General features: G+C 58.1%; 18 protein-coding genes. 7 read left to right on the forward strand and 11 right to left on the reverse strand.

The features are described 5' to 3' along the window. Positions 1–285: 285 nt before the first annotated feature. Positions 286–771 (forward strand): ATP-independent periplasmic protein-refolding chaperone Spy, encoded by a 486-nt coding sequence (gene spy, locus GKQ23_RS10685; protein WP_056234534.1) that lies wholly within the window; start codon positions 286–288, stop codon positions 769–771. Positions 772–895: 124 nt separating this feature from the next. Here the strand turns inward: spy and cho are convergent, their stop codons facing one another. From cho to GKQ23_RS10705, 4 genes are all read right to left on the reverse strand, one after another. Further along, positions 896–1,762 (reverse strand): excinuclease Cho, encoded by an 867-nt coding sequence (cho, locus tag GKQ23_RS10690; RefSeq protein WP_212410932.1) that lies wholly within the window; start codon positions 1,760–1,762, stop codon positions 896–898. Positions 1,763–2,048: 286 nt separating this feature from the next. After that, the gene (nadE, locus tag GKQ23_RS10695; RefSeq protein ID WP_212410941.1) at positions 2,049–2,876 is read right to left on the reverse strand and encodes an ammonia-dependent NAD(+) synthetase; all 828 of its coding nucleotides are present in this window, start codon (positions 2,874–2,876) and stop codon (positions 2,049–2,051) included. Between the two features lie 124 nt (positions 2,877–3,000). Beyond that, complete coding sequence (locus GKQ23_RS10700; RefSeq protein WP_212410942.1) at positions 3,001–4,191, reverse strand: multidrug effflux MFS transporter; 1,191 nt, start codon at positions 4,189–4,191, stop codon at positions 3,001–3,003. Continuing rightward, a complete protein-coding gene (locus GKQ23_RS10705; protein WP_212410944.1) occupies positions 4,188–4,772 on the reverse strand; it encodes a TetR/AcrR family transcriptional regulator in 585 nt (194 codons plus the stop codon). The genes GKQ23_RS10700 and GKQ23_RS10705 overlap by 4 nt, the downstream gene beginning before the upstream one ends. 191 nt (positions 4,773–4,963) lie before the next feature. Here GKQ23_RS10705 and osmE point away from each other — a divergent pair, with 191 nt between their 5' ends. Then, positions 4,964–5,299, forward strand: coding sequence for an osmotically-inducible lipoprotein OsmE (gene osmE / locus GKQ23_RS10710; RefSeq protein ID WP_212410946.1), 336 nt, complete (start codon positions 4,964–4,966; stop codon positions 5,297–5,299). A gap of 98 nt (positions 5,300–5,397) precedes the next feature. On the opposite strand, the gene GKQ23_RS10715 is transcribed toward osmE, so the two are convergent. After that, complete coding sequence (locus tag GKQ23_RS10715) at positions 5,398–5,799, reverse strand: DUF6515 family protein (protein ID WP_212410948.1); 402 nt, start codon at positions 5,797–5,799, stop codon at positions 5,398–5,400. A gap of 490 nt (positions 5,800–6,289) precedes the next feature. Here GKQ23_RS10715 and GKQ23_RS10720 point away from each other — a divergent pair, with 490 nt between their 5' ends. Further along, on the forward strand, positions 6,290–6,511 hold the full coding sequence (locus GKQ23_RS10720) for a hypothetical protein (RefSeq protein WP_212410950.1): 222 nt from the start codon (positions 6,290–6,292) through the stop codon (positions 6,509–6,511). Positions 6,512–6,603: 92 nt separating this feature from the next. Here GKQ23_RS10720 and GKQ23_RS10725 read toward each other — a convergent pair whose 3' ends face one another. The 3 genes from GKQ23_RS10725 to hxpB all read right to left on the reverse strand — a co-directional run bounded on the left by GKQ23_RS10725 (position 6,604) and on the right by hxpB (position 9,622). Continuing rightward, positions 6,604–8,001, reverse strand: coding sequence for an L-cystine transporter (locus tag GKQ23_RS10725; protein WP_212410952.1), 1,398 nt, complete (start codon positions 7,999–8,001; stop codon positions 6,604–6,606). 159 nt (positions 8,002–8,160) lie between these two features. Next, positions 8,161–8,751: a metal-dependent hydrolase gene (locus GKQ23_RS10730; RefSeq protein WP_056234559.1), complete on the reverse strand. Its 591-nt coding sequence runs from the start codon at positions 8,749–8,751 to the stop codon at positions 8,161–8,163. 202 nt (positions 8,752–8,953) lie between these two features. Then, entirely contained in the window at positions 8,954–9,622 is a 669-nt protein-coding gene (hxpB, locus tag GKQ23_RS10735; protein ID WP_212410954.1) for a hexitol phosphatase HxpB, read from the reverse strand. Positions 9,623–9,792: 170 nt separating this feature from the next. Here hxpB and GKQ23_RS10740 point away from each other — a divergent pair, with 170 nt between their 5' ends. Then, positions 9,793–10,332, forward strand: coding sequence for a YniB family protein (locus GKQ23_RS10740; RefSeq protein ID WP_101506173.1), 540 nt, complete (start codon positions 9,793–9,795; stop codon positions 10,330–10,332). Between the two features lie 21 nt (positions 10,333–10,353). On the opposite strand, the gene GKQ23_RS10745 is transcribed toward GKQ23_RS10740, so the two are convergent. Both GKQ23_RS10745 and ghoS read right to left on the reverse strand, forming a co-directional pair. Then, positions 10,354–11,253: a fructosamine kinase family protein gene (locus tag GKQ23_RS10745; protein WP_212410956.1), complete on the reverse strand. Its 900-nt coding sequence runs from the start codon at positions 11,251–11,253 to the stop codon at positions 10,354–10,356. 99 nt (positions 11,254–11,352) lie between these two features. Further along, positions 11,353–11,646 (reverse strand): type V toxin-antitoxin system endoribonuclease antitoxin GhoS, encoded by a 294-nt coding sequence (gene ghoS, locus GKQ23_RS10750; RefSeq protein ID WP_101506175.1) that lies wholly within the window; start codon positions 11,644–11,646, stop codon positions 11,353–11,355. 337 nt (positions 11,647–11,983) lie between these two features. Here ghoS and GKQ23_RS10755 point away from each other — a divergent pair, with 337 nt between their 5' ends. From GKQ23_RS10755 to GKQ23_RS10760, 3 genes are all read left to right on the forward strand, one after another. Continuing rightward, a complete protein-coding gene (locus tag GKQ23_RS10755) occupies positions 11,984–12,739 on the forward strand; it encodes a YdiY family protein (protein WP_056234573.1) in 756 nt (251 codons plus the stop codon). A gap of 146 nt (positions 12,740–12,885) precedes the next feature. Next, positions 12,886–13,020, forward strand: a complete 135-nt coding sequence (locus GKQ23_RS24065) for a hypothetical protein (RefSeq protein ID WP_255354425.1) — start codon at positions 12,886–12,888, stop codon at positions 13,018–13,020. A gap of 436 nt (positions 13,021–13,456) precedes the next feature. Then, a complete protein-coding gene (locus GKQ23_RS10760; RefSeq protein ID WP_212410959.1) occupies positions 13,457–14,659 on the forward strand; it encodes a site-specific integrase in 1,203 nt (400 codons plus the stop codon). Here GKQ23_RS10760 and GKQ23_RS10765 read toward each other — a convergent pair. Beyond that, positions 14,623–14,865, reverse strand: a complete 243-nt coding sequence (locus GKQ23_RS10765) for a helix-turn-helix domain-containing protein (RefSeq protein WP_249168505.1) — start codon at positions 14,863–14,865, stop codon at positions 14,623–14,625. The genes GKQ23_RS10760 and GKQ23_RS10765 overlap by 37 nt on opposite strands. Between the last annotated feature and the right edge of the window lie 6 nt (positions 14,866–14,871).

Genomic DNA, 14,871 nt, shown 5'->3' on the forward strand with positions numbered 1-14,871 from the left:
GACACGTTAAGTCCGACTAAGGAAAAACCATCACTTTTTTCTTCCGTCGGACTTACGGACCTATTACACTCCTCCTTAATTTCTGCACAAACCCGCCACTGATTCATACTCTTTTTCAATTCTTATCATTAATCTTCGTAATCTCTCCACGATCGGCGTGAAGTTGTCTTTTATGCTTGCAGGGCTTTACCTACCCTCTGACTGATTGACGTTCAGCACCGTAAACTTGCTTTCGACATCGCGACAATACGGTCGCCAGAGAACTGAAAAGTAAGGATAAATAATATGCGTAAATTAACTTCTCTCTTCGTTGCCGCTTCACTGGCTCTGGGCGCGGCCAATATTGTTCATGCCGCCGCAGACAACCTGACGCCGCCGCCGGCCGGGGCTGAAAAACCGATGAACCATAAGCCGCCGCGTCCGGACGGCCTGCATCAGTTTAAAGGCCTCAACCTGACCGACGCGCAGAAACAGCAGATGCGTGACATTCTGAAAACGGCGCACAAAGATTTTAAACGTCCTTCGCTGGAGGAGCGCCGTGCGCTGCACAGCATCGTCGCGGCGGACAGCTTCGATAAGGCTAAAGCGGAAGCCCAGGCGGAGAAAATGACGGTCAACGGCAAAGCGATGGCGCTGGCGCGTCTGGAAACCGAAAACAAGCTGTATAACGTGCTGACCGCCGATCAGAAAAAACAGTTCAACCAGAATTTTGAGAAACGTCTGACTGAAAAGCCGCGTCATGAAGGTAAAATGCTGCCAGCCGAAGACTAAACTTCGCGCCGTAAGCAGTCCGGTGCCGCGCTGAAGCCTTAGCCTCGCGCGGCATTAATTGAAACCGCCGGTGTTGCCCACCCGTCCGAGGACGGTGGTCAGCCCCGGCGGTTTTTTTTAACGTTTACCCGCCGAGGGGGATAACCGGCAGCCTGCCGCTGATTAACGGCTTGCAGAGGATTTTATAGCCGTCGCTGTCAAAGCCCGGCGGCGTGCTGGTCAGCGCCGTGGCGTCCGCCAGCTCGCTGACCGAGCCGAGGTAGAGCCAGTTGTTAATGACGTGGATCTGCTTCTGACCCGGCCGCTCTTCCACCACGCCCACCGCCCCCGGCCACGGCCAGCACTGCACGCGCAGCGCGTCAAGCGCGACACGCAGCCGCTGCTGGTGGGCCTCCACGCTCTCTTTGCCGCAGCAGGCACCGGCACAGCGCTTCAGCGCCGCGCGGAAGCAGCCGCGCCCGGCGGTCACCGACTCCAGCCCGAGCAGGCCATAGCAGAGCTGGTGCTGGTCGGCGATCTTCTGCAATGCCTCCAGCGCCGCCCGCCGGCTGGCAAACAGGCCGAACAGATTGGGGGTGTGCGAGAAATCGACCTCGCGTGCCGACACCACCTGCGGGCGCTGGTCATCCAGCCGCAGCGAGCAGAGCTGGCGGTTTTTGCGCAGGCGTTTGTTAAACAGCGGCTGCTGCAGCTTGATCATCTGCGCCTCGAGCAGCAGCGCGCCCAGCTCCCCGGCGGTGGGGATCCAGCTGATGCGCAGCGCCTGCCGCAGCATGCGCGCTTCGTCCGGGGTGCGCAGGTGCGACAGCACCCGGCTGCGGATATTGACGCTCTTACCGATATACAGCGGCAGGGTTTCACTTTCACCGTGGAAGATATAGACGCCGGGCAGGGTGGGCAGGTCTTCCAGCCACGGCCGCAGGTGCTCAGGATACTGATAAATGGCCGCTGCCTCGAACGCCAGGCGGGGGCTTGTGGCTCTTCTACTCACACATCACTCCGATTACTGTTTGCCTGTACAGTATAGCAGCAAAAATGCGCGGTGGCAGGCTATGCCGGGTGGCGAAGCGGGCATCGACGATCGTAATGGATTGCGGATTGCGGATTGCGAATGCTGATGACAGATGACAGATGACAGATGACAGTTGACGGGTGACACAGGCTGGGGAAGAGATAATGTGATGCAACGCCGGACACAGGAGCGGCATGGAGGAGGCGAATGGGTAATCTGGCTGAGAGAAGTACGCAGGGCAGAAATTTCCGCCCTGCACAACGTGTTACTGTTTCCAGAAATCGTCAAATACCGTGATCGGCGTGCGGCGCTTATGCTCGGTTTTCAGATACCAGCCTTCGATGGTCTTCGCGGCGTCCGGCTCGATGCTTTCACCCTGCAGATAGCGGTCAATCTGCTGGTAGGTGACGCCGAGCGCCACTTCATCCTGCAGCCCCGGACGATCGTCTTCCAGATCGGCGGTCGGCTGTTTCAGGTACAGGTGTTCCGGGCAGCCCAGCGCCTGCAGCAGCTGTTTACCCTGGCCCTTGTTGAGACGGAAAATCGGGTTGATATCGGTGCCGCCGTCGCCGTACTTAGTGAAGAAGCCGGTGACCGCCTCCGCCGCGTGATCGGTGCCGACCACCACGCCCGCCGTCATGCCGGCGATGCTGTACTGGGTTTTCATCCGTTCACGGGCTTTCTCGTTGCCGCGCACAAAATCGGACAGGACGATGCCCGCCTCGCGCAGCGCCTGCTCGCTGGCCTGCACCGCCGCCTTAATATTGACCGTCAGCACGCGATCGGGCTGGATAAAGGCGATGGCGTCCTGGCAGTCCTGCTCGTCGGCCTGCACGCCAAACGGCAGGCGCACGGCGATAAACTGATAGTCGCCGTTGCCGCTCTCTGCGCGCAGCTCGCTTATCGCCGTCTGGCACAGCTTACCGGTCAGGGTCGAATCCTGCCCGCCGCTGATGCCCAGCACCAGCGACTTGATGAACGGATATCGTTTGAGGTACGCCTTAAGAAAATCGACGCTGGTGCGGATTTCGGCGTCAACGTCGATGGCCGGTTTAACGCCGAGCGCGGTGATAATTTCCTGTTGCAGAGACATCTGATACTCCTCAGATTCAGCGCCACCCGAGGTGGCGATTGGCAGTTGCGTCTGATTAAGCTAACGCGCATCACGCGAAACAACAATCATCAATCCCTTATGTCTCGCGTCGGTTGCTGAAAAATCACGCGGACCTGGGCTTTTGCGCCAGCAGGGTGAACATCAGGATCGCCAGCATGTAGCAGCCGAAGATGGTGGCGGTCATGGTCAGCATCGAGGTGCCGCCGATGCCGGTGACCGGGACGCTGATGCCGCCGAGGGTGAACATGGTGACGCCCAGCACCGCCGAGGCGCTGCCTGCCCGGTGGCCCTGGCTCTGCATCGCCAGCGACGAGGCGGTCACCGAAATGACGCCGTTGCTGGCCACGCTGCAGAACAGCGCGATCAGCACCACCGGCAGCGCCGCGCCGCTGATGCCGGCCAGCAGCAGGCTGGCAGAGGCGACAAACGCCAGCGTCAGGCCGGCTTTCAGCACCCTGTACTCACCAAAATGGCGGCTGAAACGAGCAGCGGTCTGCGAGGCGATAATCAGGCCGATGCCGTTGGCGGCGAAGCAGAAGCTGAACTGCTGCGGAGTCAACTGGTAGATCTCCTGCAGCACGAAGGGTGACGCGCCGATGTAGGCAAACATCCCGGCCATCATAAAGCCCTGGGTCAGGCAGAAGCCCATAAACGGCCGATAGGTGGCCACCTGGCCCAGCGCGGCCCACGCTGAGAAGATACTGCCCTGGCTACGCCGCTCCACGGGCAGCGTCTCATGCAGTTTGAGGCGGGCGAGGATAAACAGCAGCATCGCAATCACGCCGATGGTCATAAACAGGCCGCGCCAGTCGAGGAACGCCATCAGCGCGCCGCCCATCACCGGGGCGGCGATCGGAGCCAGGCCGTTGACCAGCATCAGCAGCGCAAAGAAGCGGGTCAGATCGTGGCCGCTGTACATGTCGCGGGCGATGGCGCGCGACAGTACGGCTCCGCCGGCACCCGACAGCCCTTCAAACAGGCGTGCCAGCAGCAGCTGGTTAATATCCTGTGCCAGCGCACAGCCAATCGATGCGATCAGCAGCAGTACCAGCGACAGCAGCAGCGGGCGCAGGCGTCCGTATTTGTCGCTCAGCGGGCCGAAAAACAGCTGGCCTACGCCAAGGCCCAGCAGCCCGGCGGTCAGGCTCAGCTGGGCGCTGGCGGTGGAGGTCTGCAGGTCGCTGGCCAGGGAAGGCAGGGCGGGCAGGTACAGGTCAATGCAGAGCGGGCCAAGGGCCGCCAGCAGGCCAAGCGTAATGGCGTAACCCATACGGCTAGGGTGTGCAGATGTCATGATGCCTCGGAATCAAATAGCAGGTGATAAAACTGTTGGTAAAGCGGGTAGAGCTGTTTCGGTGATGCCTTCTGCGGCATCAGCCGCCGCCACGAGGTGCCTTCCACCATCACCGCCAGCAGCTCGACGCAGGCGCGCGCACGTTCATCGCTGAGGTGCGGGTGCTGCTGCTGCACTTTCTGGCAGGCGTGGCTGAACAGGCGGGCGTCGGCGTCGGCCATCATCTGCGCCACCGCCGGGTTGCGGGTGCTTTCAGCGGCGACCTCGAACATCAGCGCCTCATCGTCTTCGTTAAGCACCTGCCGCCAGGCCAGCAGCTCGCACAGGTGGCTGCTGTCGCTGGTGCTTTTCATCTCCTGCAGGCGAAAATCGATAATCCGCGTGACGATCTCGCCGATGATGGCGTCTTTGCTGGTGAAGTAGCGATAGATCTGGCCGACGCTGAGCCGCGCCTCCGTTGCCAGCTGGGCCATGCTGGCGGCGTGAAAGCCGTGCTGGCGGAAACAGCGGCGGGCGGCGGTAATGATTTCGTCTTTACGCAGGCGATGGCGTTCATCGCGCGCTTCGGCGGGGGTAACCATCGGTAATGAGCTCCTGCTGGGGGCCGCCCACGCTGAGGCCGCAGCGGCCAGCATGATGCGAACGATCGTTCTCAATTTTTTATTATAAACATCGTGCCGCGCCTGCGGTATCATTTTCTGTAACAGATTTGATTAATCTGAATTTGTATTCCAGGATTAGTGGGACATGGATAAAAAATGAGGAATAACAAATGCGTAAAATGACGGGATTGATCGGTGCCGCAGTCACTCTGGCAGTTTTATCGGGCTGTACTGCCTATGACCGCGCCGAAAGCTATGTCACCAAGCCGGTGGTGCAGGACGTTAAAAAAGGCATGACGCGTGCTCAGGTGCGTGACCTCGCCGGGCCTCCTGCCACGGAGATCACCATGGTGCACGCCCGCGGTACCTGCCAGACCTACGTGCTGAAAGAGCGCGATGGCAAAACCCAGACCTACTTTGTCAGCTACAACGACACCGGTCGGGTGATGAACTACGGCTTCCAGAGCTGTAAAGAGTACGATACCGACCCGCAGACCAATCAGTAACCGCACTCGTCGGTACGTCGCTGAATCCGCGCCGTGCCGCCGTAAGAGCATAAAAATGGCCGCTGTAAGTTCAGCGGCCATTTTTTTATGCCTGTGAATTATAAACCCGGCGGGCGCGGCACTTCCAGATACTGGCCGTCGATATTGCGCCGGTAGTAGTGGCCATCCTCAACGTAGAAGCGCTCGCCGTTGTAGTCCAGCGCGTGCATGCTGCCGCCCCTGTAACGTTCAACCGGTCGGTCAACCACCACGTAGCTGTTATCACGCTCACGCTGATAATAAGTGCCGTTCAGCACGTAATAAGTCAGGCCGCCGATCAGCACCGCTGCAGCGGCATCCGGCAGAAATGAGAGCCGTCCCGGGCCGCCGTGGCGCCATTCCGGGCCGCCGTGGCCGCCGTCGTGCCAGCCCGGTCCGGGTCCCCAGCCGCCGGGATGGGCAGAGGCGAGCGTCGGGGCCAGCAGCGTGAAGGCGAGTAGCGTGGTCATCACCTTTTTCATAGGGGTTCTCCTGTTGCAACTGTCGCCAGCATCGGCCCTTGCCGGCCGAAACACAAGCGCTAACCTTACCGCATTATCTGCTGCTTACAGCGCTTAACGATTCCTTTACCTGACCGCCATGATTGGGCGAAATTAAGATATAAAAAAGCCCGGATGGCGATCCGGGCTGGAGGATAACGCTGTGCGTATTACGCGATTAACGCTGCGCCATTCAGGCTTCGTTATCGTTACTGGCATTGGTCAGTTGGGTCTGCTGCAGCCACTGGCGGGTCAGCGTATCGCGGTCATCCTGCCGTTGACGTTCAGCGTGGTACGGCCTCAATCAACCCGTGGAGAAACGTTGCTGAAAAGGAACGATCGGTGAATTTCTGATAAAGCGAATTTGGCTGCTTATAGCATAGTCACCAACCAGCCCGCCGGTTACTGTGCCAACGGTATTGCAGATACCTGCGATCTATCCGAAACGGATATTCATTAAAGTGAGGTAATTATGAAACAACTTTCCGTTCAACACGTTAATCAGGTTTCAGGCGGGTGTTTTCTTAGCTATCTGGCAAATGCTGTCAGTAAGCCGCTGGGGCAGTTAGTGCACACCGTAGAGAGCAACATTTATGATGCCACTCTCGGCAAGATCCCGTTGCTTGGTCCGCTTTTAAAAGGGTTTATAACCGATCCCTGTCAAATTTTTAAAGCGCCACCGGCCAACTCATAATCATTCAGTTTTAAACAGTGTGAGAGAGTTTGCTGTGTAAATAAGCCGCAGGCATTTTGCCTGCGGCTTATTACATTCAGTGTGCCAGTTTATTACCGGTGAGCCAGTTCAGCGTCGTTATCGGCATCGGTAAGCAGGATCTGCTTATCGGTCTGCTTCAGCCACTGGCTGGTCAGGGTACCGGCGGTCATCGAGCCGTTGACGTTCAGCGCGGTACGGCCCATATCGATCAGCGGTTCGATGGAGATAAGCAGCGCCACCAGGGTGACCGGCAGGCCCATCGCCGGCAGCACGATCAGTGCGGCGAAGGTGGCACCGCCGCCCACGCCAGCCACGCCGGCCGAGCTGAGGGTGACGATGCCGATCAGGGTGGCGATCCACATCGGGTCAAACGGGTTGATGCCCACGGTCGGTGCTACCATTACCGCCAGCATGGTTGGATAGAGGCCGGCACAGCCGTTCTGGCCGATGGTGGCACCAAATGAGGCGGCAAAGCTGGCAATCGACTCGGGCACGCCCAGGCGACGCGTCTGGGCTTCCACGCTCAGCGGGATGGTGGCAGCGCTGGAGCGGCTGGTAAAGGCAAAGGTAATCACCGGCCACACTTTGCGGAAGAAGCGCAGCGGGTTGACGCCGTTAACCGACAGCAGCAGCGCGTGCACGGCAAACATAATCGCCAGGCCGAGGTAGGAGGCCAGTACAAAGCTGCCGAGCTTGATGATGTCGCTGAGGTTAGAGCTGGCGACCACTTTGGTCATCAGCGCCATCACGCCGTACGGCGTCAGCTTCATAATCAGGCGTACCAGCTTCATCACCCACGACTGCAGGGTATCGATGGCTTTCAGCACCCGCTGGCCTTTCTCCGCATCATCCTTCAGCAGCTGCAGGGCAGCCACGCCGAGGAAGGCGGCGAAAATCACCACGCTGATGATTGAAGTGGGGTTGGCTCCGGTCAGATCGGCAAACGGATTCTTTGGAATAAAGGAGAGCAGCAGCTGCGGCGCGCTGAGGTCGGCCACTTTGCCGGCGTAGTTAGTCTGGATCGCGGTGAGACGTGCGGTCTCCTGCACGCCCTGCACCAGCCCGCTGGCGTTGAGGCCAAACAGCCAGGTGACAAACACGCCAACAGCGGCAGAGATTGCGGTAGTGAACAGCAGCACGCCGATGGTCAGCACGCTGATTTTACCCAGTGAAGAGGCGTTATGCAGGCGGGCGACGGCGCTGAGAATCGAGGCGAACACCAGCGGCATCACGATCATCTGCAGCAGCTGGACGTAGCCGTTACCGACCAGGTTAAACCAGCTGACGGACTGTTTAATCACGTCGCTGCCTTCGCCATAGACGTTGTGCAGGGCGAGGCCGAACAGTACGCCGACCACCAGGCCAAACAGCACTTTCTTCGACAGGCTCCAGCCCTTACGGCCGGCTTTGCCGACCAGCAGCAGCAGCGCGATAAAGGCGACGAGGTTAACGATCAGAGGAAAATTCATTTCCGGTTCTCCAGAAGGGTGTGCAAAGCAGGTCACGGCTGGCGGCAGTTGATTTGTGCCGCGCAGCAAGTCGTACAGGGGCGGGATGGTATCAGCTTGTTAGCGCATGGCTTATATCCAAAAGGAATTGATTATAACTTTTTGTATTTAATCGCCCAATTATTGCGCTTTCTGGTGATTAATCAGGCTGCTGACGCTGTTCTGCACGCTGCTGACCATGCCGCTGGCCCAGCCATTCTGACCAAAAGGCGCAACCCCAGGTGGAAACCACATCGCGTAGCCGACCAGCGCCAGGCACAGTACGCGCTCCAGCTGGTTGCCTTTCTGGCTGCGCAGGATCGGCAGGCGAAAGCGCCAGCGGCAGGGCCACAGCAGCGGTACGCCGGCCGGGGTCAGCATATCCGCCACGATATGGCTGAGGTAGCCCAGCACCAGCCCCTGAAAGGCATCGGCCGGGATCAGCCAGCCTGCCGGCAGCGGCGTCTGCAGCAGCATCACGCCACCGGCCACCGCCAGCAGGCTGTGGGTAAAGCCGCGGTGGCCAAACGCGCGGGCGATCGGTTTCGACAGCCAGGCCAGCCGCTGCCCGAGCAGTGACTTCGGATGATCGATATCCGGCAGCAGGCAGGTGAGCAGCGCCGCCGGAATAATATGCCACCAGTCGGCGCTGGCCAGCACCGGCGTCAGTTCAGCGCGCTTGGCAAAGATGGCGCTGGCAATGGCAAAAATAAGATGGCCTTCGGCCGTCATGGGGATCCCTGGCTACATAGCTGTCGATGTATCCAGTATAGGGAATATATACAGTAGAATAAATATGTGACGCTGTAACGAAGAGCAAATATTTTAAGGAGATGTTTCTTAGATTTGCACTGGAGTGACAGCGATGATCCTGGCCACCACCGGGGGTGGTGGCCAGATAATGCCAGCGTGATGCGGTCGCAGCGGCTGACGCTTACCCTTTCAGGTGCGCGGCGGTCAGTTCGGTCAGCGAACCCAGCTGCACGTCGGCCAGCGCCCAGCGCGCATCCTGACGGTTCTCCGCCGCCGGCACCACGATGGAGCGCATCCGCGCCGCTTTGGTCGCGATCATGCCGTTAAAGGAATCTTCCAGCGTCACGCAGTTGAGCGGATCGATCCCCAGCCCGCGTGCGGCGTCCAGGTAGACCTGCGGATGCGGCTTGCTGTACGGCAGTTCACCGGCGGAGGCCAGTACGTCAAAGTAGCCGCGCAGGTCAAACAGCGCCATCACCCGCTCAAGCATATACAGCGGGGATGCAGAGGCGAGGCCGATTTTCAGGCCTTCGCGTTTGCAAAGCTCCAGCGCCTCTCGCACGCCGGGCAGCAAGGGGCGGGTTTCTTCTACCCGGGCAATCACGCGGGCGATAATCCGTTCGGCCACTTCGGCCTGGGACGGGCCGCTCCACGGCATCGCGTCGTACCACAGGCTGACCACCTGATCGATGCGCAGGCCAAGGGTATCGGGCATGCCCTCGGCTTCCGTCAGTGACAGCCCCAGTTCGCTGAAAATTTCCAGCTCGGACTGGTGCCAGAACGGCTCGGAATCGATCAGTAACCCATCCATATCAAAAATTGCGGCCTGTACCGGGCGACGATGTGACATTTTACGGCTCCATTTAACGGTTTGCGTCACCTTAGCACGAAGCGGGCGTTGAAAAAATGCACTGGCGGCGGCTCCCGACGCGGGTGCCGCGTAAAAACAGGCTTTTAGCGGGCACTTTTCTGCCAGTGCAGGTAGACTTACTGCCAGACAACGGACCGACTGGAGAAAGCATGACCTATCAACAGGCTGGCAGGGTTGCGCTGTTAAAGCGCATCGCAGGCTGGATCATTTTTATCCCGGCACTGATATCAACGGTGATTTCACTGCTGGGGTTTATGGAAAAAAGCCGTGAACAACGGGAAGGGATCAACGCGGTGATGCAGGATTTTGCGCACGTGATGATCGATATGATTCGCTTCAACACCGGCTTTCTGCAGGGTTTCTGGGATAATTCGCCGGTGCCGGACTTCAACTCCGGATTGAACGTGCTGTTCTGGGTGATTTACTGGCTGATTTTTGTCGGGCTGGCGCTGCAGGCCTCAGGGGCCCGGATGGGCCGTCAGGCACGCTATCTGCGTGAAGGGCTTGAAGATCAAATGATTCTGGAAAAAGCGCGCGGTGCCGATGGTCAGAGCCGCCAGCAGCTGGAAGAGAAGATTGTCGTGCCGCGCCACACCATCTTCCTGCAGTTCTTCCCGCTCTATATCCTGCCGCTGGTTATCGCCGTCGCCGGCTACTTCCTGTTTAAGCTGCTGGGCTTTATCTGGTAGCCACATGCGCCATGTCAGCCCTTATGCAGAGGGCGCATGGCGTTGCTGTTTCCCCCCTTCATCCGTATCCAGCAGCGCGCCGACGGCCTGTTGCGCCTCATTCATCCAGCTGCCGCCGAACACGTTAGCGCGGTTAAGCAGGTAATACAGCTGATAGACCGGCTGCCGCTTCCGGTAGTCCGCGGGTAACGGCCACACCGAGTCATAGCCTTCTGCAATCTGCGCCGGCAGGTCGCTGAACCAGGACAACATTGCCAGGTCACATTCACGATCTCCCCAGTAGCAGGCAGGGTCAAACAGCCAGGGACCTTCAGCGCTGCCGCTGCAGTTGGCTGGCCACAGGTCACCGTGCAGCAGCGAGGGTTCAGGATGGTGGTTGCTGAGCGCCGCCTGCGCGCAGCTGACAATCAGCTCTGAATTACCATACTGAATGCCTTTTTCCGCGGCCAGCTGCAGCTGCCAGCCGATACGCTGTTCGGCAAAGAATACCGACCAGCGCTTCAGCCAGCTGTTAGGCTGCGGGGAGGTCGTGATGTTGTTATCGAAGTCGAGGCCAAACTGCGGCTGCTCGCTCCACTGATGAAGGCGGGCCAGCTGCGCACCAAGCTGCCAGGCGTTTTCTGCGTTAAGTGGGGTGGGAGCAATGAACTCCAGCAGCAGGAAGCTGTGGTCCCGCGAGCTGCCGACGCCGTACACTTCCGGCACGCGCACGGTGCCGGTGCGCGCCAGCAGCTGCAGCTGATCGGCCTCCCAGGTGAAGAGGTCCAGCATCTCGCGCTGGTTGCACTTCACGAACACCTCGCGCTCTCCATATCGCAGTTGCCAGGCCGAATGGACTTCTCCTCCCGGGAGTTCGCGGCGGGCGCTGATTTCCGCCTGACCAAACTGCTCACTCAACAGACGATCGATGGCTGACCACATAGGGCACTCCTTATGATTCGTGAGATTGCACCATCCTAACGCTTAAAGAATAACCAAAACCAGAACTTATGCACGACCCGCACAACTCGTTGCAAAATATCAGCCGCGATCCTGCCGGTAAAAATCCTGCCACAGCTGCACGTCCACGTCGGGCGCGCTCTCCAGCACACGTTCGCCAAGCCCGCGCGCCAGCTGCTGCACCTCTTCTGACGGCAGAGCGGTAATCAGGCCAAAGTTGTTGCTGCCCAGCTCATGCGGGTGACCCTGCGCATCGTTCAGGGTGGTGGTAAAACCGGCAGCGAGCAGCGTGCTGTTCAGCTCCAGCAGGTCGGCAAGGCCACGCTCCTGATAGCGCAAGGTAACGACGTACTGCTGAATGTTCTCCTGGCTCATGATTCACCTCATTGTTAATAAAGATGTTTCCAGCATAGACCATGCGGGCACCCTGCGCAGAAATTTGGCGTTTTTTGCAGCAAGTTGCGAAGGGAAAGGGGGGCGTGATGAGAGCAGATAATTCTTATCGGCCGGCAGGTGTTTTCCTGGTCATTACCCTCTATAATGCGCGCCGTAAATTGGAATGCTCTCATTCCTCAGGTTATCCAGTGAAGATGCTTAGTAAAAAGAGCGATTTAACATATTGTTACGAAACTTACCGTAAATTGCGTTGATCGTCCTTCAAAAAACTTCAGACTCACTCTCTTTTAAAACACTGTCGTACGGGTCACATTTAATGAAAGCGATCAATAAACTGTCTGTAGTTCTGCTGCTCTCCGGTGGCGTGCTGTGTCAACAGGCGCTGGCGGACAATAACGTCTTTACGGTTATGGATGACCCAAGCACGGCGAAGAAAGATTTCGAAGGTAACGCCGCCGCCGGCTACCTGGCGCAGACCGGTAATACCACCAGCTCCTCGGTGACCGCTAACACCAACATGACGTGGTATCAGCCGAGCACCGCCTACAGCCTGTGGGGCAACGCCAGCAACACCTCCTCAAACGACGAACGCGCCTCCGAAACCTATCAGGTTGGCGCGCGTACCCGTTACAACATGAACACCGCTGACTACCTGTTTGGTCAGGCCAGCTGGCTGAGCGACCGCTTCAACGGCTACGATGGTCGTTCTATTCTGGCCGCCGGTTACGGTCGCCAGCTGCTGAACGGCCCGGTGCATTCACTGCGTGTGGAAGCCGGTCCTGGCGTGCGTTATGACGAGTACCACGAAGGTGGCCATGAGACTCAGGCGCTGGCCTACGGTGCGCTGAGCTACCAGTGGCAGCTGACCGATAACACCCGGTTCATTCAGGGTGTCTCCGTGCTGGGCAGCGACGATACCACCGTCAACTCCGAAACCGGCCTGCAGGTCGGTATCAATGAGCACTTTGCGCTGAAAGTGGCTTACAACGTCACCTGGAACCAGAATCCGCCAGCCTCCGCGCCGGACAGAACGGATACCAAAACCACCGTGACGCTGTCGTACGCGATGTAATCTTAGACGGGCCGGATTTCCGGCCCGTTTTGCACTGGCTGTACTGCCTTTACCCTCCGTTTACCTTCGCACGAGCGTTTCACCGCCTTGCTGCAGCTTTTACGCAATCGACTACGCTTTACTGACTAACGTCAGAGGAGGCTGCTATGTCCCAACATCCGTCAAAAGAGAAGCGCGAAGACCATCATCCGGCGAAGGACGACCCGCAGGATCACGGCGAAATTCCGCGCACCCGCGACGACAGCGAGGATGACAAAAAAGACCCGTATCAGGACCGTTAGTCTGTCCACCTCCACGCCTTTAACCGGGTGGAGGATCTTCCTAAAACCGCCGTGCCTTCCGCGTTGCTTCATCCTCCGCTTGTGCCATTCGCGGCGCCGACCGTGCAATTTATCCTTATGAAGTGTAAGATACTTCCTCTTCAAAAGTTCGGCCCTTTCCCGCTTTTGAATCTGTGTACCAGGCTGCGTACCGGATTAGCAATTGTGAGCTAATTCACAGGGCTAGATGTCTGATACTAAAAGAAAACTCGATTATGTAAGTAGCCTCGCGTAAGAGCACCCAGCCCCGCGCATAGCCATTCAAACTCGTGTAAGTCGGAATAAAATTGTCTTTCGTCTTCGCGGGTTACAATCCACTACTGTATAAATATACATATACCCGTGTAAGTTCGTGCGATAAAATCTGTGTACCAAAGTGTGTACCAAAAGCGAACTCATGGCACTCAACGACACCAAACTCAGAAAAATTGCAGGCAAGCCGTATGACGGTCCCCTGGAGATGCCTGACGGCGGCGGCCTGTCGGTCAGGATCAGCCCCAAAGGCGTTATCACCTTTCAGCTGCGCTATCGCATTGGCGGGAACCTAAAACGCCTCAAGATAGGCCGCTATGGCGATATTTCGTTACGCGATGCTCGCGACACGGCAGAGGAGTACCGGAAAATCGTCGCAGAGGGTCGGGACCCAGGCGTGGTCAAACTGATGCAGTTGCATGAGACCATAACCTCACCGACGGTGAAGGTGCTGGTTGACGAATGGTTGTCGAGCCCGGCGGCCATGCTGCTGGTAAAACACGCCTACTGGAAACGCGCGCTGACCCGGCATGTCACCTCCCATGTTGGCAAGATGATTGCCGAAGAAATGAAAATTTCTCACTGGGAGCCGGTTTTTGTCCGCATTCGAAACAACGACGCGCCGGTAATGGCTGGTGGCGTGCTGGTGAAGATGAAGCAGATCCTCAGCTACGCCATGCGTCGCGGCAGGATCAAGAATAACCCCCTGATGCTGCTTTCAATCCCTGACATCGGCCAGGCCCCAAAAAATAAAACGCGGCACTTCAACGATCGGGAGATTGGCCTGTTCTGGAATGCGGTACCGCAAACGGCAATGAGCTATCAGAACAAACTCTTTATGCAGCTGGTGTTTCTGACCGGCTGCCGGGGAGTTGAACTACGCCTGGCTGAAAAAAGAGATTTCGATCTGGAGGGGCAGGTCTGGACGATCAGGGAGGAGAATTCCAAAACCAGAGTGGCGTTCAGGAGAGGGTTATCGAAGCTGGCCACAAACCTGCTCAGGTTTGCTTTCGGGTTGTATCCAGACCTGTCCATCGTGTTCCCGCCGGCCACGATTCACGAAGACAGGCCAATGGCAAAAAGTGTGCTGGTTTCGATGTCAGAGCAGATCGGCGAAGTGATGGGGGTGACCGACTGGAGCACCCACGATCACCGTCGCACGTGTAAAACGAAGATGGCAGAGATGGGAATCATGCCCCATATCTCCGAGAAGATACTGGGGCATAAGCTGACCGGCATGCTGGAGGTTTACGATCAGCACGACTACATCAAAGAGCAGATCGAGGCGGCCGAGATGTGGGCGAAAAAAGTTCAATGCTGCGCTGCTGAGATAAAACCCATTCGGTAACAGAACTGCATAACCTCCTCATAGCGGTAGATTGCCCCTCCTTTGGCCGGTTTAAGCTCCGGCACCTCATCCGGGAAAGGCGTGTTTTTCTGCGCCCACTCCTTCCGCTTGTTGTAAAACGTGCTGCGCGAGATGCCGCCGAGCAGCTGCTGCACGCTCTCGCGATTGATCAGCACCGGTTTAATCGTCATTTCAATGTTGTGCATGGTTGC

The sequence above is a fragment of the Erwinia sp. E602 genome (assembly GCF_018141005.1).
Lineage (GTDB): Bacteria > Pseudomonadota > Gammaproteobacteria > Enterobacterales > Enterobacteriaceae > Erwinia.

Excerpts from the sequence above, each read along its gene's own strand:
- spy (WP_056234534.1), top strand. The coding sequence starts at position 286 with ATGCGTAAATTAACTTCTCTCTTCGTTGCCGCTTCACTGGCTCTGGGC.
- nadE (WP_212410941.1), bottom strand. The coding sequence starts at position 2,876 with ATGTCTCTGCAACAGGAAATTATCACCGCGCTCGGCGTTAAACCGGCC.
- GKQ23_RS10700 (WP_212410942.1), bottom strand. The coding sequence starts at position 4,191 with ATGACATCTGCACACCCTAGCCGTATGGGTTACGCCATTACGCTTGGC.
- GKQ23_RS10705 (WP_212410944.1), bottom strand. The coding sequence starts at position 4,772 with ATGGTTACCCCCGCCGAAGCGCGCGATGAACGCCATCGCCTGCGTAAA.
- osmE (WP_212410946.1), top strand. The coding sequence starts at position 4,964 with ATGCGTAAAATGACGGGATTGATCGGTGCCGCAGTCACTCTGGCAGTT.
- GKQ23_RS10715 (WP_212410948.1), bottom strand. The coding sequence starts at position 5,799 with ATGAAAAAGGTGATGACCACGCTACTCGCCTTCACGCTGCTGGCCCCG.
- GKQ23_RS10720 (WP_212410950.1), top strand. The coding sequence starts at position 6,290 with ATGAAACAACTTTCCGTTCAACACGTTAATCAGGTTTCAGGCGGGTGT.
- GKQ23_RS10725 (WP_212410952.1), bottom strand. The coding sequence starts at position 8,001 with ATGAATTTTCCTCTGATCGTTAACCTCGTCGCCTTTATCGCGCTGCTG.
- GKQ23_RS10730 (WP_056234559.1), bottom strand. The coding sequence starts at position 8,751 with ATGACGGCCGAAGGCCATCTTATTTTTGCCATTGCCAGCGCCATCTTT.
- hxpB (WP_212410954.1), bottom strand. The coding sequence starts at position 9,622 with ATGTCACATCGTCGCCCGGTACAGGCCGCAATTTTTGATATGGATGGG.
- GKQ23_RS10740 (WP_101506173.1), top strand. The coding sequence starts at position 9,793 with ATGACCTATCAACAGGCTGGCAGGGTTGCGCTGTTAAAGCGCATCGCA.
- GKQ23_RS10745 (WP_212410956.1), bottom strand. The coding sequence starts at position 11,253 with ATGTGGTCAGCCATCGATCGTCTGTTGAGTGAGCAGTTTGGTCAGGCG.
- ghoS (WP_101506175.1), bottom strand. The coding sequence starts at position 11,646 with ATGAGCCAGGAGAACATTCAGCAGTACGTCGTTACCTTGCGCTATCAG.
- GKQ23_RS10755 (WP_056234573.1), top strand. The coding sequence starts at position 11,984 with ATGAAAGCGATCAATAAACTGTCTGTAGTTCTGCTGCTCTCCGGTGGC.
- GKQ23_RS24065 (WP_255354425.1), top strand. The coding sequence starts at position 12,886 with ATGTCCCAACATCCGTCAAAAGAGAAGCGCGAAGACCATCATCCGGCG.
- GKQ23_RS10760 (WP_212410959.1), top strand. The coding sequence starts at position 13,457 with ATGGCACTCAACGACACCAAACTCAGAAAAATTGCAGGCAAGCCGTAT.
- GKQ23_RS10765 (WP_249168505.1), bottom strand. The coding sequence starts at position 14,865 with ATGCACAACATTGAAATGACGATTAAACCGGTGCTGATCAATCGCGAG.